Consider the following 22971-nt stretch of genomic DNA (forward strand, 5'->3'; position numbering starts at 1 on the left):
GTTTATTTTTACCTAGTGGCGATGTGTTTTATGGGAATAGCCCAGATGTGATTTTAAAGGGTAAAGATAAGATAGGGATTGAGCTAACAAAACTTTATTGTGAAAAGGGGAATGTTCCTGAAGCGGAGCAAAAACAAATCAAATTGCGTGAAAGCATTGTGGCTGAGGCTCAGAAACTATATCAAAGCCAAGGTGGGAAAGGCTTTGAGTTAACTTTTTCATTTAATAGAGCAAACCCCATCGAGAGTAAGAATAAAAAAAAGCTGATTAAAAAGCTGTCCGAACTGGCAAGGAATATTGAAGGTTTTAGCGGGGGAGATCTTCCTAGCCAACGTTATAGTAATATTCCCGAATTAGATTACGCGTATTTAAACAAAAACGAATACCCCGACCCAACTTGGCGAATAGTAACGCTTACGGAGGGATCGGAGCTCTCAAAGAATGATCTCCTTGCTATTGTGAGAGAAAAGGAAGAAAAAGCGAAAGGTTATGAAAAGTGTGATTTGTACTGGCTACTTGTGACCGTAGATTTTTTTGACCCTGTGCAGGATCGGGAGTTTCCTCGCAATGATTTTGATAAAATTGAATCGGAGGTTTTTGATAAAATTTTTGTTTATCGAACCACCGGAGAGGTTCTCGAGGTAAAATAAATCTAGCCCTTTGCGTTGTGGGGGTGGAATCGGGTATAATCCGTTCCTCTATTGAATCAACGTATTTTGCGGAGTGTTGTGGTGTTTGAGTTTCTGGATGCGCGGCTGAAACCGATTGAAGACAAAGTGAAAGCGGGCGAACGGTTGTCGTTCGACGACGGCGTGGTGCTGTTCCAGACGCCGGACCTGCTGGGCGTCGGCCGGCTGGCGACCATCGTGCGCGAGCGCAAAAACGGCGACAACGCCTTCTTCATCCACAACCGCCACATCAACCCGACCAACGTCTGCATCCACACCTGCAACTTCTGCGCGTTCGGCGTCAAACCCGACGCCCCCAACGCCTACGAAAAATCGCTCGACGAAATTTTCTCCGACGCGCAGGCCTACCAGAACGGCAAGGTCAGCGAGTTCCACATCGTCGGCGGCCTGCATCCGGACTGGCCTTACAAGGTGTACCTCGACATGGTGCGCGGCCTGAAGGAACGTTTTCCCGATGTCCATCTGCAGGCGTTCACCGCGGTGGAGCTGGACTACCTCGCGCGCCTCGCGGGCAAGCCGCTCAAGGACACGCTGGAGGAACTGTACGCGGCGGGGCTGGGATCGATCCCCGGCGGCGGCGCGGAGATCTTCGCCAAACGCGCGCGCAAGAAAATCTGCAACGACAAGATCACCGGCGAACGCTGGTTGGAGGTTCATGAGACGGCGCACGGCGTCGGACTCAAAAGCAACGCCACCATGCTGTACGGTCACCTGGAGTTTGCCGAGGAGCGCGTCGATCACCTGGTGCGCCTGCGCGAGTTGCAGGACAAAACCGGCGGTTTCGTCACCTTCATCCCGCTGGCGTTCCATCCGGAAAACACCAACCTGCACTTCCTGCCGCCGACGTCGGGTCAACTGGACCTGCGGGCGCTGGCGGTCAGCCGTCTCATGCTCGACAACTTTCCGCACATCAAGGCGTTCTGGATCATGATCTCGCCCAAGATCGCGCAGCTTTCCATGTCCTTCGGCGCGGACGACATGGACGGCACCGTGGTCGAGGAGAAAATCATCCACGCCGCGGGTGCGACCACGGACCAGATTTTCCATCAGCGCGAGATCATCGACATGATCGTCGAGTCCGGCCGCCTGCCCATGGAACGCGACACGCTTTACGAAGACACCCACCTCGCAGCGGTTTAATACCCGTTCCTGGAAAAATTCCATCATTTAAACCCACCTTCTGCTGTTGAGAATCTTTTTCGTCCCTCCTTTCCAAAATCCGCCAAAGTGGTAAAATCAAGGTTCAACTGTCAATGGGGGACAGCATTGCGGAGGTGCGGGGCATGAGTCAACCGATTCGAAAACAGAAACCCAGGCCGAGGAAAAACGTCGTCGGCGGGGTGGATTTCAGCAAGGATTACATCTGCCTCACCTGTGGTTGCCAGCGCCAGCCCATCAATGTGCGCCGCGGTCACATCGCCATTGAGGTCCTGTTGTACCTGTTCTACATCGTGCCCGGCGTGATGTACACGCTGTGGCGGTCCGTGCGCCGCCATGACGTCTGTCCCAAATGCCGGACGCCTTCGATCGTGAAGACCACGTCGCCGCAGGCCTTTCAACTGCGCCGGTTGATGAGCACGCTGAGTCAGCCTAAAAACAAACCCGCAGGCGAAGCGTGAACCCGGAACCGCACATGAACGAGAAAAATAAGCCTGCGGAGACACCTCCTCCGCAGGATAAAACCAACAAGGCTAAGCGGCCGGCAGAGAAGGGCAAAAACGTTCAGGATATTTTGCAGAAGGCGCGTCGACGCGGCATCCAGCAGAAAGGCCAGCAGGGCGTCATCGAATTCGACTACCCCCGCAAGAAAGAGTGAGCATTCCCCCGGCGAATTTTCGTCGCAAACCAATCCCACCTGGAATAAAAGCATGACGGCAGACGATCGCGATTTCAGCGGCCGCGAATTGAAGGAGATGGATTTCAGTGGCCGTGATTTGAGCCAGTCGGATTTCGCGGAAGCGGATTTGACGTCGGCCAACCTGTCGAACTGCATTCTCACCTATTCGCAGTTTTACCGTGCGCGGCTGTTGCAGGTCCAGGCGGAGACGGCAGACGTCTCCCAGTCCAGCCTGCTGGAAGCCAACATGAGCCACAGCCGTTTCACCGGGGCGTCGTTTGTCGAATCGGAACTGGAAGGAGCGGACCTGCGTCATTCCAACTTCACCAACGCCAATTTCTCCGAAGCCAACCTCACCGGAGCCTACCTGGAAGGCGCGAATTTGGAAGGAGCCAATTTCCAGCGGGCGGAATTGAAAGCGGGGGCTCTGAAGCAAGCCGTGTTCCGCAACGCCAACCTGTTCGAAGCTGACCTGCGTTACACGCGCGTGGATGAAGCCGATTTCACCGGCGCGAACCTGGAAGGGGCCGACTTCACCGGCTCCGACCTGTACAACGTCAGGTTCAACGACGCGAACGTGAAGGATGCAGACTTCACCGAGGTGGACATTTCGGGATGCGATTTCACCGGCGCGAAGCACCTCACCTGCGGCCAGATCGAGTCGGCGATTTTCCAAAAAGACACGGTCGCCTTTCCCGAATACATTTCAATCCGCTGGCTCGACGACAACGAATACGAGTGCGCCTGCGAGACTTAGGAACCGCGGCCGGTCTCCGATTGCCTTCCAGCCGTTTCATGCGTTTCCGGCAATTGTTGTGATTGGGTCGGAGAAAGGCCGTTCTTCCGCAAATCAAACCCTGGCGAGTCGTGCTATAATTTGACACTCATTCCATTTAATTGGAGAAGGGCGGTATGCCGGAAATCAAGTGGAGACTGAAAGGAAAGTGGTTGAAGAATTGCAATTGCGATTATGGATGTCCTTGCGACTTCAATGCCGAGCCCACCCATCACGTCTGCGAAGGCATGGTGGCCATGGATATTGAAGAAGGTCATTTCGGCGATGTCGATCTTGGCGGACTGCGCTGGGCCGGGATGTATAAATGGCCGGGTCCCCTGCACGAAGGCAACGGCACCATCCTGCCCATCGTGGATGAACGAGCCGATGCGAAACAACGCGAAGCCTTGCTCACCATCATGAGCGGTCAGGAGCAGTCCGAGGGAGCGGTGTTTGCCGTATTCATGTCCCTGGTATCCAGGGTGTTGGAACCGAAATTCGCCCCCATTGATTTCGAATTCGATCTCAAGAAGAGGTCTGCCCGGTGCCGCATTCCCGGTCTCCTCGACACCGCCAGCGACCCGATTAAAAATCCCGTCACCGGCGATCCACACCGCATTTTGATCAACCTTCCGGAAGGCTTCGAATACGAAGTGGCGGAAGTGGCTGCCGCCACCTACATTCGGGGGGAGGGGGGATATTGAGTTCGATTTTGCCGAAACGCACAGCTCCCTGTCTCATGTCGAGCACACCTCCGAAGGCTTGGTCCACCGCAACGCATCCTCGTGATTGTCCGCTTTTGATGTTCATCCGCGGGCCGCTGGCATATCATCCAGAATACCGGTGATGAGCATGCGCGCCCTGGAAACGGTTTTCAAGCATGACCGCTGGTTGGTGGCGGCCGGACTGCTGGCCATCGCGCTTCTTTCATGGTGGTATCTCGCGTCAATGGCCGCCGATATGGGGTCGATGTCGATGCTCCAGCCGGAGCCGGCCCATCAGCGTGCCCATGTTGTGTGGCTGTTCTGGATGTGGGCGGTGATGATGGTGGCCATGATGACCCCTTCCGCCGCACCCATGGTGCTGACCTTTTCCGCCATACATCGAAAGCAAGGCGATTCCTCCAAAACGGCTCTGGCCACTCTGTTGTTTGTCTCGGGATACCTGTTGGTGTGGACGGTGTTCAGCCTGGGGGCGGCGCTTTTACAATGGGGACTGCACGGGGCGGCCTGGGTGTCACCCATGATGGCAAGCCAAAGTCATCTCTTGAGTGCGGTTCTCTTGTTCCTGGCGGGGGTATATCAATGGCTTCCGGTCAAGGAGGTCTGCCTTCGGCATTGCCGGTCGCCGCTCGATTTTTTTCTATTGCAGTGGAAAACAGGGTCTTTCGGAGCCTTTTCCATGGGCTGGTATCACGGTCTTTACTGCGTGGGTTGTTGCTGGTTGCTCATGCTTCTGCTGTTTGTAAATGGGGTCATGAACCTGTTATGGGTGGGCGTGCTGGCCGTTTTTGTGCTTATTGAAAAGGTCGTGCCTCTGGGAATGTGGTGGAGCCGCGTGACGGGGCTCCTTCTGGTTGCGTGGGCCCTTCTGCTTGTGGTCCAATAATAAAGGGGAGCCGCGGACAGCTTTTAATGAGATGTTATGGAACAACTTGCCTATAAACCCAATATCCTGCCCGAATCGGAAACCCTGGAGCTGGAGGGGGTGGGGTGCCGCGAGGCGGTGCGCATCATCGACTCCGAGGTGGAGCTCGCCATGTTCTTCACCAAGTGCCGCGCCATGAAAAGCCTCGACCTCATCGAGTTCGAAACCGCCACCAAGATGACCTCCGACGGCGACCTCATTGATGCCTGAAAGTGGAAAAGTCGCTTAAAAACTAAAAACCACCCGGCGGAAACCGCACGGGTGGTTTTTTTGTATGTGGCACGCCCGGAGGGATTCGAACCCCCGACCTTCGGAACCGGAATCCGGCACTCTATCCAGCTGAGCTACGGGCGCATTGTGTGATTGGGATGGGTGTGGGTTAAACGTCGTCTTCGTCGCTGGACTCCGGCATGGTGTGCTTGACGCCGGTGTACTTGTCTTCGCGTCCGAACTGGCGGATCATGTCCAGCCGCCATTTCCACCACTGCACTTCCTCGAGAACGTCCTCGGACGCGCCGTCGGGCGGAAACAGTTTGACGGCGCCTTCGATGCCGACCTTCGCCTCGACGCCTTCCGGCAGGTGGATTTCAAACTCGCCCATCACGCTGACGGGATTGGCCACCAGCCTTTGCTTGAATTCTTCCTGTGTCACCGCCTGCGTGGCGACCTGTTTCCACTTTTCGTCCAGTTCTGTTTTGCGTTTGTGTTTCATGTTCGATCCCTCACCGCGTCACCGCGGTTGGCTGGGCGGATTTGTGTTTGCATTCGGTTTCGCCCTAAAGGGTATCCGACAGCGGCGGACATGGCAATGGGAAACTGCCTGTGGTGCGGGCGCTTATTTTTCGAGAAGACCCGGCACGGCGTTGAGCGCGTCGTCGAGCTTTTCCGGCTGGCTGCCTCCCGCCTGTGCCATGTCCGGCCGACCGCCGCCACTGCCGCCGACGATGCCGGCAATCTCCTTCAATATGTTCCCGGCATGAAAGCGGTCGGTGAGGTCTTTCGTCACCCCGGCGGCCAGCATCACCTTGCCGTTGTCGTTGGACCCGGCCACGACGACCCCGGACTGGATCTGGTTCTTGGCGTTGTCGATGAACGAGCGCAGGGTCTTGGCGTCCATACCTTCCAGCTTCTTGACCAATAGCGACACCCCGCTCACCTGCTTCACCTCGTCCATCAGGCTCGCGCCGCCGCCCTTGCCGCTGATGAGCTTGTCCTTGAGGGCGCTGATCTCTTTCTCCAGTTCGCGCTGGCGGTCCATCATTTTCTTGATCTTGTTGACCTCTTCGTTCGGCTGGGCCTTGAGCAGTTTGCGGATGCCGGAGAGCTGGCCGAACTCGTTCTGCAACCACTCGTAGGCGCGCGAACCTGTCACCGCCTCGATGCGCCGCACGCCGGAGGCGATGCCGCCTTCATGCGTGATCTTGAAGAACCCGATGGTGCCGGTGGCGGGCACGTGGGTGCCGCCGCAGAGTTCCTTGCTGAAGCCGGGAACGTTGACCACGCGCACGTGGTCGTCGTACTTCTCGCCGAACAGCGCCACCGCGCCTTCCTCCAGCGCGTCCTCCATCGACACGACCTTGGTCTCGACTTCGTGATTGGCGCGGATCTGTTCGTTGACCAGCGCCTCGATGCGCTCGCGCTCTTCTTCCGTCAGTGGCGAAAAATGCGTGTAGTCGAAACGAAGGCGGTCGGCTTCGACCAGCGACCCCGCCTGCTTGACGTGCGGCCCGAGCACTTCCTTGAGCGCCGCGTGCAGAAGGTGTGTGGCGGAATGGTTGTTGGCGGTGTCGATGCGCTTGCGCGCGTCCACCTGCAAATTGAGCGCGTCGCCTTTCGAAACCGTGCCCTGCGTCACCTTCGCCTTGTGCACGATGAGGTTGTTGAGCGGTTTCTGCGTGTCGGTGACCTCCAGCCGTCCCCGGTCGTGAAACGCCCAGCCGATGTCGCCCACCTGCCCGCCGGACTCGCCGTAAAACGGCGTTTCGTCCAGCACCAGTTCGATCTCGTCGCCTTCGCCTGCCGACTCGACGGGTTTTTGGTCTTTCAGCAGGGCCAGCACACGGCCTTCGCCTTCCGTCCCACCGTAGCCGTCGAACAGCGTGCCGCCGTGTTCCTGCACGATCTTCGTGTAAATGGGCGCGATCTGTTTTTCGCCCGATCCCTTCCACGACGCCATGGCTTTCTCTCTCTGCTCCTTCATGGCGCGGTCGAAGCCGGACATGTCGAGTTCGAAGCCCGTGTCTTTCGCCGTTTCTTCCACGAGGTCCACCGGAAAGCCGAAGGTGTCGTACAGCTTGAACACTTCTTCACCGGGGATCGTGGTTTTGTTTTCCTGGCGCAGGCGGTCGAGGATTTCGTTCAGCCGCTCGGTGCCGAAGGTGAGGGTGTTGTTGAAGCTGACCTCCTCGTTGGTCACCACTTTCTGAATGAACTCGCGGTTGGTCTTGAGGTCGGCGTACACGTCCTGAAACTTTTCGATCACGTCTTCGGTGATGTGATGGAAGAACGGTTTCTCCTGATCGAGCAGTTTGCCGTGGCGCAGAGCGCGGCGCATGATGCGGCGCAGTACATAGCCGCGTCCCTCGTTGGACGGCAGGACGCCGTCGTTGATGAGGAACGTGGCGGCACGGGCGTGGTCCGCGATCACGCGCAGGGACACGTCGTTTTCGTGGCTGGCGTTGTACGGCTTGCCGGTGATCTTGGCCGCGTGCTGGATGAGGCCCATCATGATGTCGGAGTCGTAGTTGCTGGGCTGGCCCTGCAGTACGGCGGCGAGGCGTTCCAGTCCCATCCCGGTGTCGATGCACGGGCTGGGCAGCGGTTCCATGTTGCCCGCCTCGTCGCGGTCGTACTGCATGAACACGAGGTTCCAGATTTCGAGATAGCGGTCGCAGTCGCACCCGACGGCACACGTCGGCTTGCCGCAACCGAGCGCCTCGCCCTGATCGATGTAGATTTCCGAGCAGGGACCGCACGGCCCGGTGTTGCCCATCGCCCAGAAGTTGTCCTCCTCACCCAGGCGGTAGATGCGGTCGTCGGCGAGGCCGATGTCGTTTTTCCAGATCTGGAACGCGTCTTCGTCGTCCTTGTAGATGGAGATGTAGAGCTTGTCCTTCGGCAGTTTTACGATCTCGGTCAAAAATTCCCACGCGTAGGCGATGGCTTCCTTCTTGAAGTAGTCGCCGAACGAAAAGTTGCCCAGCATCTCGAAGAAGGTATGATGGCGCGCCGTGCGCCCGACCATTTCCAGGTCGTTGTGCTTGCCGCCGGCGCGCACGCATTTCTGCGACGAGGCAGCGCGGGTGTAGTCGCGTTTCTCTTGGCCGAGGAATACGTTCTTGAACTGCACCATTCCCGCATTGGTGAACAGCAGGCTGGGGTCGTTTTTCGGCACCAGCGCGTCGCTGGGCACCACGGTGTGGCCGCGGTCCTCAAAATATTTCAAAAACAGATGTCGTATCTCGTTGCCTGTCATGTCGATCCGTTCGGAGATTCTATTAATCCGGGGATTGTAACACTAGAATATCGTTTTTGTAGGCGGGATTCAAAGGATTGGCGGGAAAGGGGTTTTTATATGACCCCGGCCTTCAGCAGGTCGTGCAGGTGGATGATGCCATCGATCGCTTTGCCGTCGTCGGAGACGACCACGCAGGTGATGCTGTGCTCGTCCATGAACTGCACTGCCTTCGTCGCCATGTGGTCCTTGCCGACGCATTTCGGCGTGCGTGACATCAGGTCGCGGGCGCGGATGGACTGGAAATCCTTGCCGGACTCCATCAGCCGCCGGAGGTCGCCGTCGGTGATGATGCCGGATAGCAGGCCGCTGCCATCCACCACCAGCGTGGTGCCGAGGCGTTTGCGGCTCATTTCGGTGATGATGGCGGGCAGGTTGGCGTCTTCGGCCACCTTCGGCACCTCGTCGCCGGAATGCATCAGGTCTTCGACGGTGGTGAGGAGCCTGCGGCCGAGACTGCCGCCGGGGTGGTGCTGGGCGAAATCTTCCGGCCGGAAGCCGCGTTTCTCCAGAAGGACCAGCGCCAGCGCGTCGCCCATGGCGAGGGTGGCGGTGGTGCTGGAGGTCGGCACCAGGTTCAGCGGACAGGCTTCTTCTTTCACGCCGACGTTCAGTACGAAGTCGGCGCGCCGGGCGAGAGTGGAGTCGGGCCGCCCCGTCATTGCCACCAGCGTGCATTTCCGGCGGTTGATGATGGGGAGCAGGCGCACCAGTTCTTCCGTCTCGCCGCTGTTGGAGATGGCGAGCAGGAGGTCTTCCTTGCCGATGATGCCGAGGTCGCCGTGGCTGGCTTCCGCCGCGTGCAAAAAGAGCGCGGGCAGGCCGATGCTGGAAAAGGTGGCGGCGATCTTCTGGCCGATGAGGCCGGACTTGCCGATGCCGAGCACGACGACGTGGCCCTGGCAGGCGTCGAGGCGGTGGACGACTTCGACGAAGGTGGCGTCGATGCGCTCCTTGAGCTGGGCGATCGAGTCGCTTTCGTTCTGCAATACGCGCCGGGCCTCGTCCATCATGCGAAGCGCTTCGTCCTTGCCGCCGGGATCTTTTTTCAACGGTTGCATTCTCTATTAAGCCTTAGTTTTCAGTGACTTCAGTAATCTCCCAAGTCCCAAAATAGTAGCACAAAACGGGCTTGGGGCAAAGGTATTTGGGGTGAGTGATAAAAACCTAGTCGAAACCAATATCCCTTTTGTTGACTGGCTCGCCTTGCTGGGATAGTGTTTGGCAAACCGAATTTTCATTGTGGGGGAGGTGAAATGAATCCATTAAGTGAGGAAAACTGGGAAGTTGATGAAACCGAGGAATCAGAACAAAGAGAGCAAGATGTAATTAAATTTCAAATAACATACTACCCAGCTGATTTTACGCTTCGAGGCTATTTTGACAAGATCGAAAATGGACAGTTGGAGATCCCTCCTTTTCAGCGAAATTATGTTTGGGATAGAGTCCAAGCAAGTAAGTTGATTGAATCGTTTTTGCTAGGACTTCCTGTTCCTGGAGTTTTTTTATATAAGGAACGAAAAACTAACAAGCTAAGAGTGATAGATGGGCAACAAAGAATCATCTCAGTAGTTCGGTTTTTCAAGAATGAATTTGAAAACCAGCTGTTTAGATTGAAAAACATTAATGCTAAATGGGAAGGAAAGACATTTGAGGAATTAAGTGAGCCTGATCGATTTCAGTTAGATGACACGGTTTTGCGAGCAACAGTGGTTCAGCAGATTGATCCAGGTGATGACTCGAGTATTTATCACATTTTTGAGCGACTTAATACTGGTGGTATGAAGTTGAACCCTATGGAGATAAGGAAGTGCGTTTACTTTAGTGATTTGTTTATGACATTGCAAGAAATGAATAAATTTGAGCAATGGAGGAAAATTTTAGGGAAGCCACATGAAGATAAAAGGTTTAGGGATGTGGAGTTGATTTTAAGAATATTAGCATTAAAGGATGAGTGGGAATTGTACGAAAAGCCCATGAAGCAATTTTTAAATAACTTTATGTCAACGAATAAGAATTTAACTTTTGATAAAAATAAGACTTACTTTGAAGGCTTGAAGAGGGAATTTAGTGGTGTTTGTGAGTTTATTTTTCGAAATCTTGGCGCTAAACCGTTTCATATTCGAGGTCGTTTAAATTATGCGGTAATGGATTCGATTATGGTAACAGCTTATGATGCCATTGGGTCGGTTAAGGATTTTAAGGATAGATATTCAAGCTTATTAGAGGATAAAGTTTATTTTGAAAATGTCACCAAAAATACCAGTGATGAAGCCACAGTTAGGCAGAGATTTAAAAAGGCTCAAGAATACTTGGTGGAATAATTTTAAAAATGAAAAATCATTTAATAAAAACGGTGACGGCAATAAGTGAATGTGAAATTCATTTGCGTGATGCGAATGCTGAAGGGTCCGAAATTGAGGTATATTTAGCGCAATATCTTGTGGTTATTCTTAGTGCTGAGATGCAGCAGCAAATTTATAAAATAATTAGGGAAGTTATAGACTCTGTAGATGATAAGAAAATTAAATCCTTTGCTTCAAATGCTCAAGAAAAACTATTTCGGAGTGTTGGGAAAGGTGAAATTGCTGGGTATTTGGGTTGCTTTGGGAAAGACAGAAAAGATAAGTTTAATTCTCTTCTAGAGGATCGAGACGTGTCTTTATACAATAATGCCATCGGCGAACGCCATAGAGTGGCCCATAGTACAGCAAATCAATTGACGTTGCGTGAAATAAAAGATGCTTTAATATCCGCTGAAAAAGTGTTGAGTGCTGTAAAAATAGCTTTGCAAGATTAAGGGTTGCTTGAAGATGTGCTGTGAGATATTTAATTAATTGTATTTGTTTAAAAGAGATATGAATCCTTGCCAAAAACTTAAATGCTCAAAGCAACTCAATAGTTTCCATCTCTTTTGTATATAAGGCTTTTACGCCCCTTGAGTTCCTTCCTAAGCCTCCTATTGGCCCCATCCCGGTTTTGTAGTACATTGAGGTTTTTGTGACCAACCTTTTATAAGCGCACCGCATGGCCTCGAAGAAAAAGCTCTACCTGATCGACGGTTCGTCGTACATCTTCCGCGCGTTTTTCGGCATCCGCCACAACTTGTCCAACTCCAAGGGCCAGCCCACCAACGCGCTCTACGGCTTCACCACCATGCTGATGAAAGTGGTGCGGGAGGAGCAACCGGATTACCTCGCCGTCGTCTTCGACAGCAAGGAAAAAACCTTCCGCCACGACATGTACGCCGACTACAAGGCCAACCGCGACGTGCCGCCGGAAGACCTCGCGGTGCAGTTCCCGTATTTCGAACCGCTGGTCGATGCATTCAACATCAAAAGCCTGCGCAAACCGGGTTACGAGGCGGACGACATCATCGGCACGCTGGCGCGCGAAGGCGAGAAGGCGGGGATGGATGTCACCATCGTCAGCGGCGACAAGGATATGATGCAGTTGATCACTGACAAGATTCATATGCTCGACACGATGAAGGAAAAACGCTTCGGCATCGATGACGTGAAGGAAAAATTCGGCGTGGAACCCGAACGGGTGATCGAGGTGATGGGCCTGATGGGGGATTCGAGCGACCACATCCCCGGCGTCAAGGGCGTCGGACCCAAAACGGCCACCGACCTCATCCAGAAATACGGATCGATCCAGGGGCTGTACGAACACCTCGACGAGATCGACAAGGCCAAGCTGAAAGAAAAACTGGAGACGGACAAGGACAACGCCCTGCTCAGCCGTGAGCTGGTGACGATCAAACTCGACACGCCGCTCGACTGCAAGATCGAGGACCTCGAAGCGCGCGATCCGGACAATAATAAACTGCGCGAGCTGTTCACCGATCTCGAATTCAAAACCCTGCTGGCGGCGTTGCCGGAAGGGGAGGGCCACGACGGCGCGGCATCCGCATCCGGGTCCGAAATCAAGCGCGACTACGACACCATCCTCGACGACACGGCGCTGGACGATCTCATCAAAAAATTAAAAAAAGCGAAGGCGTTCGCGCTCGATCTGGAAACGACGTCGAAGCGTCCGGTCAAGGCAAAGATGGTGGGCATTTCGTTTTCGTGGGCGGAGGGCGAGGCGTGTTACATCCCGGTTGCGCACCGTTACCTGGGCGTGCCGGAACAACTCGACAAACAACACGTGCTCGACAAACTGAAGCCCCTGCTCGAAGACCCGAAGCTGGAGAAGTACGGCCACAACATCAAGTACGACCTCATCGTCCTGCACAACGAGGGCGTGCAGTTGCAGGGCATCGTGTTCGATTCCATGCTGGCGTCGTACGTGCTCGATCCGTCGCGGCGCAGTCACAGTCTCGACGACCTCGCGCTCGAGACGTTTCAGCACACCACCATCAAGTACAGCGACGTGGCGGGATCGGCTTCCAAGCAGGTGGGGTTCGATGAAGTGGAGATCGAACGTGCATCGGAGTACGCGGCGGAGGACTCCGACGTCACCTACCGCCTGACGCGGCATTTCGAAAAGCAGTTGAAGGGCGAGGATCTGGAATTGTACGAGACTATCGAACTGCCTCTGCTCGAAGTGCTGGCGGAGATGGAGTTGACGGGTGTTCTGCTCGATACCGACCATCTGAAAAAACTGTCGAAGAAGCTGGAGAAGGACCTCAAAAAGATCGAGGACGAAATTTACGCGCTGGCGGGCGAGCCGTTCAACATCAATTCGCCGAAACAGCTTTCGACCATCCTGTTCGACAAGCTCAACCTGCGCACGGTGAAGAAAACCAAGAGCGGGTACTCGACCGATGTCAGCGTGCTGGAGGAGCTGGCGGCGGAGCACGACCTGCCGGACAAGATCCTCAACTACCGCCAGTTCGCGAAGATGAAATCGACTTACGTCGATGCCCTGCAGGGCGAAGTGTTTAAGGAGACCGGGCGCATTCATACTTCGTACAACCAGACCGTCGCCGCCACCGGGCGGTTGAGCAGCAGCGACCCCAACCTGCAGAACATCCCCATCCGGTCGGAAGTGGGACGCGAGATCCGCAAGGCGTTTCTCGCCGACAAGGGATGCTGGCTGTTGTCCGCCGACTATTCGCAGATCGAACTGCGCCTGCTGGCGCATCTCTCCGGCGACCCGGCGCTCATCCGCGCCTTCAAGAATAATGAAGACATCCACAGCCGCACGGCGGCGGAGATATTCGGTCAGCCCATCGACCAGGTCGATCCCGAAGGGCGGCGCATGGCGAAGGCGGTGAACTTCGGCATCGTGTACGGGTTGAGCGCGTATGGCCTGTCGCGGCAGCTCAAGATCACGCCTAAGGAAGCGAAGACGTTCATCGACCAGTATTTCGATCTGTACAAAAACGTGAAGACGTTCATGGACGAGACCATTGAGATGGCGCGCCATAACGGCTATACGAAAACGATGATGAACCGCAGACGGTACATGCCGGACATCAACAGCAAGAACCGGCAGGTGCGCGAAGCCGCCGAACGCACCGCCATCAACTCGCCGGTGCAGGGAAGCGCCGCTGATTACATCAAGATGGCGATGCTCCACATCCACGATAAAATGTTGAAGGAGAAACTGGAGTCGCGCATGATCCTGCAGGTGCACGACGAATTGATCTTCGAATGCCCCGAAGGTGAGAAGAAAACGATGGAGCCTCTGGTCAAAAAGGCAATGGAAGGCGTGGCGAAGCTCAAGGTTCCGCTCACCGTCAACATGGACTGGGGCGAAAACTGGAGCGACGCGCACTGAATACGCATGAAATTCGGCGTTGTGGAGTGGATCGGCATCCGGTCGTTTCTTTTTTGTGGATTTAGCGGGTGCCTGCTCGCGATAATAGAAGGAACGTTTGAGAGGCGCGCCGGTCTTGAGATATCATTTCAACTTCTTTAAAAAGCCGATTCCCCGCCGGTCTTTTCTGAAAGGCATGCTGGGAGTGTTTGCCGTGAGTGGTGCCGGTGTGGGTCACGGCTACGCCAGCACGTGGAAATCCAACATCCGCCTGGAGCGGGTGGAAGTCACCATCCGCAACCTGCCTCCCGCGTTCCGCGGATTCACCATCGGCCTGCTCAGCGATCTGCATTCCTCACCCATCGTTTCCAAAGACCATCTGCAAAGCGCCGCCGAACTATTGATGACGGCCCGGCCGGACATGATCGCTCTCACCGGCGATTTCATCGGCCACACCTTTCGTTTTCCCGGCGAGCCGTACCATGAATTCGAACCACGGTACGTGGCGAACATTGTAGACGCGTTTTCCGGATTGAAGGCGCCGCACGGCATTTACGGTGTTCTGGGCAACCACGATTTCTGGAGCGGACCGGAGGCGGTGTTGACGCTGGAAAAGGAGTTCGCCCAGGGATTCGGGGTGAAATGGTTGAGAAATCGTAATGTGAAAGTGGAGCGCGGCAGTGAGGCCATTGTTCTCGCCGGTGTCGATGATTACTGGCAGGACTCCTGTTCACCCGGAGACGCGCTGAAGGGGTCGCCGGAGGATGCGGTGCGCATCCTGCTCAGCCACAACCCGGAAGTGAACGAAATCCTGTATGACTGGCAACGGATCGATCTCATCCTGTCCGGCCACACCCATGGCGGGCAGATCAAGCTTCCCTTCATCGGCGCGCCGTTTCAGGCGGGAGTGCGCAAACGAAAGTATATGGAGGGATTGGCCCGTGATGGTCACCGGCAGACGTATGTGACGCGCGGGGTGGGGCACCTCGTTGTCCCCATCCGCCTGCTGTGCCCCCCGGAAGTGACGTTGATCACTCTTGTTTGAATCCACGTTCCAATTTGGCTCCGCCGTCGTTTTTCGGCAAAAAAATCCGGCGGAGCCTGTAAACAGACCCCGCCGGATTAAGAGAGCGTCGAAATTACTTGGGAACGACTTTTGAGGCTTGCGGCCCTTTCTTACCCATGCTCCCTTCGAATTCCACCAATTGCCCCTCTTGAAGGGTTTTGAAGCCCTCAACCTGGATTTCCGAGAAATGAACAAAATAGTCTTTGCCATCATCGGCTTCGATAAAACCATAACCCTTGCTTTGATTGAACCACTTGACTCTGCCTTCAGACATACCGAATAAACTCCTACAAATTGGTGGGAACCCCCCGTCTTTGCGCCGAAAGTGCGTTCCCTGTTTTTACTGGGTTGGGTAATCCCGGAGTTTGATCGAAACGAGACGGGCCAATCCAACCCTTGTGACCGCCAGCCATATAAAAACCCTTTATATGGGATACGCGGAGGAGGCCAGATTCTCCCGTCGAAGCATCCACCTCCCCCTGTGGCGGTCGCTTTCCAACGCCATAACCATAGCAGAATTGGTATCAATTTCCTAGTATTATCGGAATAATATTTACATGCTAAATGGTCATATCTAATACTCTTTTCCCACATAAAAACAAAAGTTTTGACAGGCCGTTTTGGAGGCGCGTTTATGAACAAAAACAATTTTAAAACCGAACTGACGCTCCGCGCCGATGCATCGGCTGTCTTTGATGCGGTTGCCACGCGCGACGGCATTTGCGGATGGTGGACGGTATTTACCCGGTTCGACGGGAATGAAGGGTCGGTCGCCACCATGCGTTTCCCCAAAACCGGATTCTTTGTCAGAATGCAGGTAGAAAAACTGGAGACGGACCGTCTCGTGCATTGGAAATGCATAGAGGCCGAACACCCGCCCGGGGTTTCCAGCGATCCGAACGACTGGGTCGGCACCGAAGTTATTTTTGAAATCGAGTCGTTGGGTGAAGGCGCGCACCTCGCCTTCACACATGTGGGGCTGGCCGGGTTGGAATGCAACGATGTCTGCAGTGATGTGTGGGGCTTTTTTCTGCACACCAGCCTGAAAGCCTACGTCGAAACCGGAAAAGGTGAACCCACAGTGGAATAGGCAGATCTTCCTTCAATGCCCCAATCCCATCGCTTTACCTTTTGGTTTGTGATGTTTCTTCGGAAAACTTTGGCTAAATTTTGCCGGTTTGGGGCCGGGTTGTTTTATTCCGATATGTAATGGAAGATTGTTTTGGATTACCTATTGCGGGTTATGCCGGTTGGGTGAATATTAAGTGAATATAAGGACGGGAAATTCAGAATTTTACCAGTGAGCTTGAAAGCCGGTGTGTCATTGCCGCTTTGGGAGGGGCTGATCATGGTTCAAAATTCGTGTCCTGTTTCCATCCCGGAAAAAGATTATTTAGCCATTCTAGATACCATCACCCAGTTTCATGGGTGCGACACGCGGGAGGCGCTCCGCGGTGTGTTCGGCAGTCATGTCCTGCCTCTGTTCGAGGCGGACTCGGCTCTCTACGGCTGGATCAACATGGATTTCACCAGCAAGTCGCTGGGGCAGGTGGGCTTGGTGGATTGCGTGGGCGTTCCGCAGGAAGACTTCAACCAGCTTTCCGATTCCATTCCTTACATCAAATCCATCCCCACCATGCTGGTACGGGTGGCCCGGCCGGTGGTGGCGGTGGATGTGGACATCCCGCGCGAATTGTTTGTCAGGGAAAAGGACCAGTTTTTCGCGGAAAACCCGGAGTATGTCCGCGACTCCTGGCTGTATCTCAACCCGATCGCCAATTTCCTGGCGACGTTCGATCAGCCTGAAATCACGCATGGCTTGGGAATCCACCGGCACGCGCCGATCGAAGAGGTGGATCGATACGATAAGAACTTCACCCTGCGCGATATCCGGGTGCTGGAGTTGTTGCGTCCTCATCTGTTGCAGACCATCAAGACCATCATCCTGAATGATGAGTTGAAACGGTACCAGTCTCTTGTGGATGCGTTGGTGGATGTGCCGACAGGGATTGCTTTGTTTCACTCCAACATGCGTGTCCTGTTCTGCAACCGGGTGTTCAGCGAAGTAGTGGGAGTGAGTACGGGACAGATGATTCCGCCGGAGTTGATGCGGATTCTCAGCCGGGAAATTTCACGTTTCGAACCGCCTTTCGAAATCCAAAGCTCCCCTGTCGAGCTGGTCTTTTACCAGTTACCGGAAGGCGTCTTCCGCTTGAACCTGTGCATGCTGGAAAGGAAGAACTGGGGACAGGACCCGTGCTGGCTGTTGCAGATGAAACCGGTGGAAGATCCGTATTCCCTGCGCAACCTGGCCATGCAGGAGGCGGGGCTCGATAAGGTGCAGATGGAAGTTTCCTGCCTGTTGCTGGATGGCATGGAACCGGTGGCCATTGCCGCACGTTTGTTTATCAGCCCGGAGCGGGTCCAGGAAAATATCAAACAAATTTTTGAAAAGCTGGGCGTTCAAACCCGTGAGCAGTTTTTTTCAAGGATGAGCCTGCCGAATGAATGATTTAATCGGTATCGGGCCAGCTGGCGTTTTTGCAAGTCGAATGAAGTGGAGTTCACGTTTTTGAATTTTGTGATGCATCAGGGTTGCCGAATTTTAAACACGAGGGCGTATGCAGATGAAACGATTCATTTGCATGCTCGGTCACATCATTGCCTCATACGTACTGTTCCATCTTGTTCCCGCACCTGCTGTTCAGGCCGAAGCATTCAGAATTCTGGATCAGGGAGCGGCCGCCACCGGCCAGGGGACGGCCTTCTCCGCACAGGCGGACGATCCCTCGGCAATTCATTTCAATCCCGCAGGCATTGCCCGGCTTTCCGGTATCCAGGTTTCCGGCGGGGTGATTCTGGTTGGGGGCAAAACCACCTTCACCCGCTCCAACGGCAGTAAAACGAAAGGCAACCTGGACGGTACTGTTGCCTATCCTCCTCCGGCCCATTTCTATTTGACGTCGGACCTGAAGAGCCTCGGCATCGAATCCATAGAAGGAATGGCGGTCGGACTGGGCATCACCTCCCCCTTCGGTTTGATCAACAAGTACCCGGACCAGGGACCCTTCAACACGGTATCCACACGCAACCAGCTTTCGCTGGTCGATTTCAAACCGACCGTGGCCTACGCCCTGCATGACCGGGTTTCGATCGGCGCGGGGTTGGACATTTACACGTTTTTTGATTTCATCGGCGAGGGCCACCTGGAACAGAAGCTGAATGCCGGACCGGAGTTCGCTCCCCTGGGCATCCCCCCGGGCACGCCTCTGGAATTGAACGGCAAGGATTCCGGTGTCGGATTCAATGTGGGTATCCTCTACACGGCGATGTGGGATGAAGAACACCAGCCAATCCTCAACCTGGCGTTTGTTTACCGCAGTCAAGTGACACTGGACCTGGAAGGAGCGTTCGTGGTTGCGGGAAATAAATCCGCGGACGCTTTCGCCCAATTGGAGTTGCCACAGATTTTTTCCGGGGCGGTCGCTTACTGGCCGCTTCGCGACAGGCGCCGCGAATGGAAGCTGGAAGTCGATGTGGAGTATGCGGACTGGAGTTCGCTCAAGGATATCGATGTGACCCTGTCCAACGGCGCGACCCTTCCGTTTCCATTGAACTGGAAGGGCGCGTGGGTCTGGATGGTGGGCACCGAATACAAGTTTCGTTACTGGCTGGACCAGCCGGGCTGGACAGCCTCCTTGCGGGCGGGCTATGTCCGGTCGGAGTCGCCGGTGCCGGAGTTCACGTTTTCGCCCGCGGTGCCGGACTCCGAATACAACGCCTACTCCGTCGGCTTCGGCTGGATGTGTGAGAAGCAGGGCAGTTTCTTCGGCTGGTTCCAGTGCGGCGGGGAAAAGAAAACGAAGTTTTCGCTGGAAGGGGTGGGAGTGGATATGGCGTACCAGGTGGTGGCGTATGACTCGCGGACCATCAACCGCAACCGCCGGCCCGCCGTCATCGGCCGCTGGGACACGATCTTTCATGTCGGCGTGGTGAGCTTCCGCCTGTTGTTCTGATTGCGGTATGAAGCGGCGGTATCTTGGAAAGGCAAAATAATGCGATGAAAGAACTGGACCTTTTTAAAAGACAGAAGCTGTCGCGGATTTCAGATTCTTTTCCTGAAGCGGTTTACATCACCGACCCGGACGGCGTGATCAGCCATGTCAACCCCGCCTTCGAACTGCTCACAGGATTTCGTGCGGACGATGTTGTAGGAAAAGGCATTGGAATATTAAAGAGCGGGCATCACCCTGAAAGTTTTTACATCACCATGTGGGAAATGCTCATGTCCGGAAACATCTGGAGCGGGCAGATGGTGAACAAGAAACGCGACGGAACGGCTTTTCCCGCTGACGTCACCATCTTTCCCATCTCGGATCCCGCCGACCGCATTTCCCATTTCGTCGCCATTCTGCACGGCACGACCGCCCAGCTTCAGGCCCACGAGGAAACCTTGCGCCGCAACATGGAGTACACCGCTTTGCACAACGTATCCAAAATTCTACAGACGCAGGACCCGCTTCCCCAAATGCTGAGCCGTGCCGTCGAGGAGATCATAAGGTTGAGCGAGTTGAGGATCGAGTACAAGGCGGGGGTGTTCATCGCGGACCATGATAAAAAAGTTCTGCGCCTGTACACCACTGTCGGTGACTTCCCGGAAGAGTTTCACCGCCAGGATGCGGAGGTTCCTTTCGGCGAGTGTCTGTGCGGGCGGGTGGCGATGAGCGGGGAGATGCTGGTCAGCAACAACTGCTTTTCGGATCCCCGCCACGAGCGGAAGTACGAGGGCATGACGGCGCACGGACATTACATCATCCCCCTCAAAAGCCGTGACAAACTGGTGGGCGTCCTTTTCCTGTACACCAACTCCAACCCGTCGTGGTACGAACGGAGCCCGGAGATTTTGAAGTCGATGGGGGGATTGATCGCCGATGCCATCGAGCACCGCCGGGCGGAGGCCATCATCCAGGACCAGAATGAAAAGCTGACCAAAATGAACGAGCTCAAAAATAAATTTTTGGGCATTGCCGCACACGACCTGCGCAATCCGGTTTACGTCATACGGACGTTCAGTGAAGCGTTGCGGGACGAATGCACGCAGGGAGTGAGCGACAAGCACCGCAGGTTCTTCGATAAAATCTACAATGCCAGCGGTCACATGATTCATCTTCTGGAGAACCTGCTGGACATCTCCAAGATCGAGCAGGGAAAAATCGAGATCAACCGGATGATCCAGGACATCAATTCCATCATCGAGGAGCAGGTGAGCCTCAATCAGATCGTGGCCAACAAAAAGGAAATCTGCATTAAGCAAAATCTGGCTAAGGTGCCGCCGTTTCCGTTCGATAAAGACGCCCTCATTCAGGCCATCAACAATTTTTTAAGCAACGCCATCAAATTTTCCCCACCCACTTCCAACGTGCTGGTTTCCACCGAGTTGCAGGGGGACAAAATCCAGTTTTCGGTCAAAGACGAAGGTGTGGGGTTGTCCGAAGAAGAACAGAAGTTGTTGTTCGGCGAGTTCCAGACCTTGAGCAGTAAGCCGACCGGGCAGGAAAAAGCGACGGGCCTCGGCCTCGCCATCGTGAAGAAGATTATCACCCTGCACGGCGGCGAAGTGGGCGTCGTCAGCGAACCCGGCAAAGGCTCCACTTTTTATTTCCTCCTTCCAGTAAAATAAAGTTAACTTTCGTATTAAGTTGAAGTTGCGTTGATTATAAATTGATCTCAAATATTTAAGTCTAAACTTGGCTTTCCGCTGACAATTATTTTGATTAAACGTGCCTAGACCTCATAGCTATAAATAATGATTTCTTATCCTTAGTCAGTTTGGTAACTAGTATTCCACTTTTGGTGAAATGACAAGTCTTGAGTTAACTCAGTTAATGTTTTTTGGTACTGGTCGGTAAATAGGTGGGTTGATACAGTGCTATTTGATATGAATTTCGGATTTTCCATGATTTGGTAAGCAGTGTTAACAGCATATTCGTCAACGAATTTAATGTCATTGGTGATGGCTCTAACTACCGACTCCGTACTTGCCGTGGTTACGGTCTTTTCAGTTTTGTTAATTCTATCCTCTAACGTTTTAAGTTTTTGTTTGCTTCTTTTAGGGCGTAACTGTGTATTTCTAATTTTTCTTGAAATATTAAATCCAAATCTGCATTTAGAAGTATTTTGGCCTCTAATAAAGAATTTCGAATTTTATTTCTTTGTTCTTTTAATCCTTCCGAAGTTGAAATGTAACTTAATTCAAAAAGGCCTGTGATTAAGTCACTATATTTTCGAGTCCAAGGCTTGTTGGTATCATTTAGTGCAAATTCGGGTTGCATGTAATATCTATCACTTACTACTATGCGGAGTATAATAAAAGATGCATCTTTTATTGTTTTATCTTTAAATTGCAGATCGTGTCCAGTCCACACCAAGTCGTCTTTTTTGTAGTACTTTTCGTAAGTATTGCTTTTTTCGGCCCCAAAAATTGCATAATATCCTTCGCAGAGTTGGTTCGCAATTAACGGTAGGTCTTTTTGGATTTTAAGGAGATCTCCTGATCTGCCATCTCCAAATAGAAGTTTGTCAATGGCTTGTGCTACGCCCAAGCCTACTTGGATAGACGATGATACGGTGTAATTTGGAAGATTATTAGTGATTTCAGAAAAAGATTGGGCCAGTGCCTCTAACGTTGAATCAGACGTATAACCCAACTTGATTTCGATTTTGGGAGCTTTTAGAACCCACGGTAACCTATCGATTAAAACCCATTCAACGCCCATGTCTAAACTGCTTTCTCCCCCAATAATACTTTTAGTTGAGCCCACTTTTGATATTGAGATGTTTTGTTCTTTGTAAGTTGCATTTAATTTTGCAACGGGAAAGGATGCTCTATTGGAATTGAGAATTCTTTTTACTAAATTGTCATCTTTGTTTACTGTCATTTTGATAAGCTCTAAAGTTACATACGAATTTCCAAATTGAGCTTTTTTACCTTCGCATGGTTTTTTTATTGTGTTTTCCGTTTTCTGTTGGACTCCAATCACTCGAGAAGTGGATAAAGACATCTCCTCGGCTAATGTAGTGGAAGGGGAAATTAGAAAAAGAAAAACTAAAGCCTGATTAAACTTAAATATTGAATTAAACATTTCTTCGCCCTCCCCAATTTTTTAAGCACAGTGATAATGAGAGAATCGGTGCTCCAAACAAGATGCTTATTTTTATAAGGTATTCCGAGTAAGTTGGGGTGTCAAGGCTTAGCTAAAAATAGTGGTTTGTTTGTAGGGGGGAGGGTATCTGAACGCAGAAACAGCGTTTTGGAAAAACTAACCACTAGTATTTGGAGCGTTAAAAATCAAATAAAAAGGGACTACGGTATGAACCGTAGTCCCTATAAATAAAACTGGTCGGGATGAGAGGATTTGAACCTCCGGCCCCCTCGTCCCGAACGAGGTGCGCTACCAGGCTGCGCTACATCCCGACCGTTTTCGGTATTGTCTTTAAACTTTCAATTCGTCTTCCCGCCGGTCACTTGTCCCAGCGGTAGCGGTCGACGCTCTCGGACCAGTACGAGGTGTTGGTCACGTTCCGTTCGACGTCTTTCGACTTCTTGCACTTGGGGCACGTCACTTCCTTGTTGCCCACCTCGGAGATGCGCATCTCCACCACAAAATTGTGTTTGCATTTTTTTGCAGGTATGGTCGTACTGCGGCATGGCTCCATTCCTCAAAGGTGCTAAGG

General features: G+C 53.3%; 22 protein-coding genes and 2 tRNA genes. 16 read left to right on the forward strand and 8 right to left on the reverse strand.

Annotation, left to right across the window (positions count from 1 at the left end; genetic code table 11):
- Positions 1–47 precede the first annotated feature (47 nt).
- The 8 genes from TX82_RS09095 to TX82_RS09130 all read left to right on the forward strand — a co-directional run bounded on the left by TX82_RS09095 (position 48) and on the right by TX82_RS09130 (position 5158).
- Positions 48–650 carry a hypothetical protein gene (locus TX82_RS09095; RefSeq protein WP_005009522.1) on the forward strand — a complete coding sequence of 201 codons (603 nt, stop codon included), beginning with the start codon at positions 48–50 and terminating at the stop codon, positions 648–650.
- 78 nt (positions 651–728) lie between these two features.
- The gene (mqnE, locus tag TX82_RS09100; protein ID WP_005009523.1) at positions 729–1829 is read left to right on the forward strand and encodes an aminofutalosine synthase MqnE; all 1101 of its coding nucleotides are present in this window, start codon (positions 729–731) and stop codon (positions 1827–1829) included.
- Positions 1830–1972: 143 nt separating this feature from the next.
- Positions 1973–2308 carry a hypothetical protein gene (locus TX82_RS09105; protein WP_144079144.1) on the forward strand — a complete coding sequence of 112 codons (336 nt, stop codon included), beginning with the start codon at positions 1973–1975 and terminating at the stop codon, positions 2306–2308.
- A 14-nt stretch (positions 2309–2322) separates the two neighbouring features.
- Positions 2323–2505, forward strand: coding sequence for a hypothetical protein (locus tag TX82_RS09110; RefSeq protein WP_042250979.1), 183 nt, complete (start codon positions 2323–2325; stop codon positions 2503–2505).
- A gap of 52 nt (positions 2506–2557) precedes the next feature.
- Complete coding sequence (locus tag TX82_RS09115; RefSeq protein WP_005009527.1) at positions 2558–3283, forward strand: pentapeptide repeat-containing protein; 726 nt, start codon at positions 2558–2560, stop codon at positions 3281–3283.
- A gap of 155 nt (positions 3284–3438) precedes the next feature.
- On the forward strand, positions 3439–4005 hold the full coding sequence (locus TX82_RS09120; protein ID WP_005009534.1) for a DUF1326 domain-containing protein: 567 nt from the start codon (positions 3439–3441) through the stop codon (positions 4003–4005).
- Positions 4006–4153: 148 nt separating this feature from the next.
- Positions 4154–4909: a DUF2182 domain-containing protein gene (locus TX82_RS09125; protein ID WP_222822998.1), complete on the forward strand. Its 756-nt coding sequence runs from the start codon at positions 4154–4156 to the stop codon at positions 4907–4909.
- 36 nt (positions 4910–4945) lie between these two features.
- A complete protein-coding gene (locus TX82_RS09130; protein WP_005009541.1) occupies positions 4946–5158 on the forward strand; it encodes a hypothetical protein in 213 nt (70 codons plus the stop codon).
- A 67-nt stretch (positions 5159–5225) separates the two neighbouring features.
- Here TX82_RS09130 and TX82_RS09135 read toward each other — a convergent pair.
- The 4 genes from TX82_RS09135 to TX82_RS09150 all read right to left on the reverse strand — a co-directional run bounded on the left by TX82_RS09135 (position 5226) and on the right by TX82_RS09150 (position 9523).
- Positions 5226–5302, reverse strand: a tRNA-Arg gene (locus TX82_RS09135).
- Positions 5303–5327: 25 nt separating this feature from the next.
- Positions 5328–5660 (reverse strand): hypothetical protein, encoded by a 333-nt coding sequence (locus TX82_RS09140; protein ID WP_005009548.1) that lies wholly within the window; start codon positions 5658–5660, stop codon positions 5328–5330.
- Between the two features lie 123 nt (positions 5661–5783).
- A complete protein-coding gene (gene alaS, locus TX82_RS09145; protein ID WP_005009550.1) occupies positions 5784–8423 on the reverse strand; it encodes an alanine--tRNA ligase in 2640 nt (879 codons plus the stop codon).
- A 95-nt stretch (positions 8424–8518) separates the two neighbouring features.
- On the reverse strand, positions 8519–9523 hold the full coding sequence (locus tag TX82_RS09150; protein WP_005009552.1) for a KpsF/GutQ family sugar-phosphate isomerase: 1005 nt from the start codon (positions 9521–9523) through the stop codon (positions 8519–8521).
- Between the two features lie 195 nt (positions 9524–9718).
- On the opposite strand from TX82_RS09150, the gene TX82_RS09155 reads away from it, so the two are divergent.
- The 4 genes from TX82_RS09155 to TX82_RS09170 all read left to right on the forward strand — a co-directional run bounded on the left by TX82_RS09155 (position 9719) and on the right by TX82_RS09170 (position 15216).
- Entirely contained in the window at positions 9719–10786 is a 1068-nt protein-coding gene (locus TX82_RS09155; protein ID WP_005009556.1) for a DUF262 domain-containing protein, read from the forward strand.
- 8 nt (positions 10787–10794) lie between these two features.
- Positions 10795–11262 carry a HEPN domain-containing protein gene (locus tag TX82_RS09160; protein ID WP_005009559.1) on the forward strand — a complete coding sequence of 156 codons (468 nt, stop codon included), beginning with the start codon at positions 10795–10797 and terminating at the stop codon, positions 11260–11262.
- Between the two features lie 227 nt (positions 11263–11489).
- Positions 11490–14192 carry a DNA polymerase I gene (gene polA / locus TX82_RS09165; protein WP_005009565.1) on the forward strand — a complete coding sequence of 901 codons (2703 nt, stop codon included), beginning with the start codon at positions 11490–11492 and terminating at the stop codon, positions 14190–14192.
- Positions 14193–14307: 115 nt separating this feature from the next.
- A complete protein-coding gene (locus tag TX82_RS09170; protein WP_005009569.1) occupies positions 14308–15216 on the forward strand; it encodes a metallophosphoesterase in 909 nt (302 codons plus the stop codon).
- Positions 15217–15310: 94 nt separating this feature from the next.
- Here the strand turns inward: TX82_RS09170 and TX82_RS09175 are convergent, their stop codons facing one another.
- Entirely contained in the window at positions 15311–15511 is a 201-nt protein-coding gene (locus TX82_RS09175) for a cold-shock protein (protein WP_005009571.1), read from the reverse strand.
- 360 nt (positions 15512–15871) lie between these two features.
- Between TX82_RS09175 and TX82_RS09180 the strand changes: the two genes are divergently transcribed.
- The 4 genes from TX82_RS09180 to TX82_RS15245 all read left to right on the forward strand — a co-directional run bounded on the left by TX82_RS09180 (position 15872) and on the right by TX82_RS15245 (position 20917).
- A complete protein-coding gene (locus tag TX82_RS09180; RefSeq protein ID WP_005009573.1) occupies positions 15872–16327 on the forward strand; it encodes an SRPBCC family protein in 456 nt (151 codons plus the stop codon).
- Between the two features lie 258 nt (positions 16328–16585).
- Complete coding sequence (locus TX82_RS09185) at positions 16586–17749, forward strand: helix-turn-helix transcriptional regulator (protein ID WP_005009574.1); 1164 nt, start codon at positions 16586–16588, stop codon at positions 17747–17749.
- A gap of 115 nt (positions 17750–17864) precedes the next feature.
- Positions 17865–19253 (forward strand): OmpP1/FadL family transporter, encoded by a 1389-nt coding sequence (locus TX82_RS09190; RefSeq protein WP_187291941.1) that lies wholly within the window; start codon positions 17865–17867, stop codon positions 19251–19253.
- Between the two features lie 44 nt (positions 19254–19297).
- Positions 19298–20917, forward strand: coding sequence for a sensor histidine kinase (locus TX82_RS15245; RefSeq protein WP_005009577.1), 1620 nt, complete (start codon positions 19298–19300; stop codon positions 20915–20917).
- A 400-nt stretch (positions 20918–21317) separates the two neighbouring features.
- Here the strand turns inward: TX82_RS15245 and TX82_RS09200 are convergent, their stop codons facing one another.
- From TX82_RS09200 to TX82_RS09210, 3 genes are all read right to left on the reverse strand, one after another.
- Positions 21318–22379, reverse strand: coding sequence for a hypothetical protein (locus TX82_RS09200; protein WP_005009578.1), 1062 nt, complete (start codon positions 22377–22379; stop codon positions 21318–21320).
- Positions 22380–22634: 255 nt separating this feature from the next.
- Positions 22635–22711 (reverse strand) — tRNA-Pro (locus tag TX82_RS09205).
- A 47-nt stretch (positions 22712–22758) separates the two neighbouring features.
- Positions 22759–22953 carry a hypothetical protein gene (locus TX82_RS09210; RefSeq protein WP_005009582.1) on the reverse strand — a complete coding sequence of 65 codons (195 nt, stop codon included), beginning with the start codon at positions 22951–22953 and terminating at the stop codon, positions 22759–22761.
- Positions 22954–22971: the final 18 nt, after the last annotated feature.

Source organism: Nitrospina gracilis 3/211, from assembly GCF_000341545.2.
Classification (GTDB): domain Bacteria; phylum Nitrospinota; class Nitrospinia; order Nitrospinales; family Nitrospinaceae; genus Nitrospina; species Nitrospina gracilis.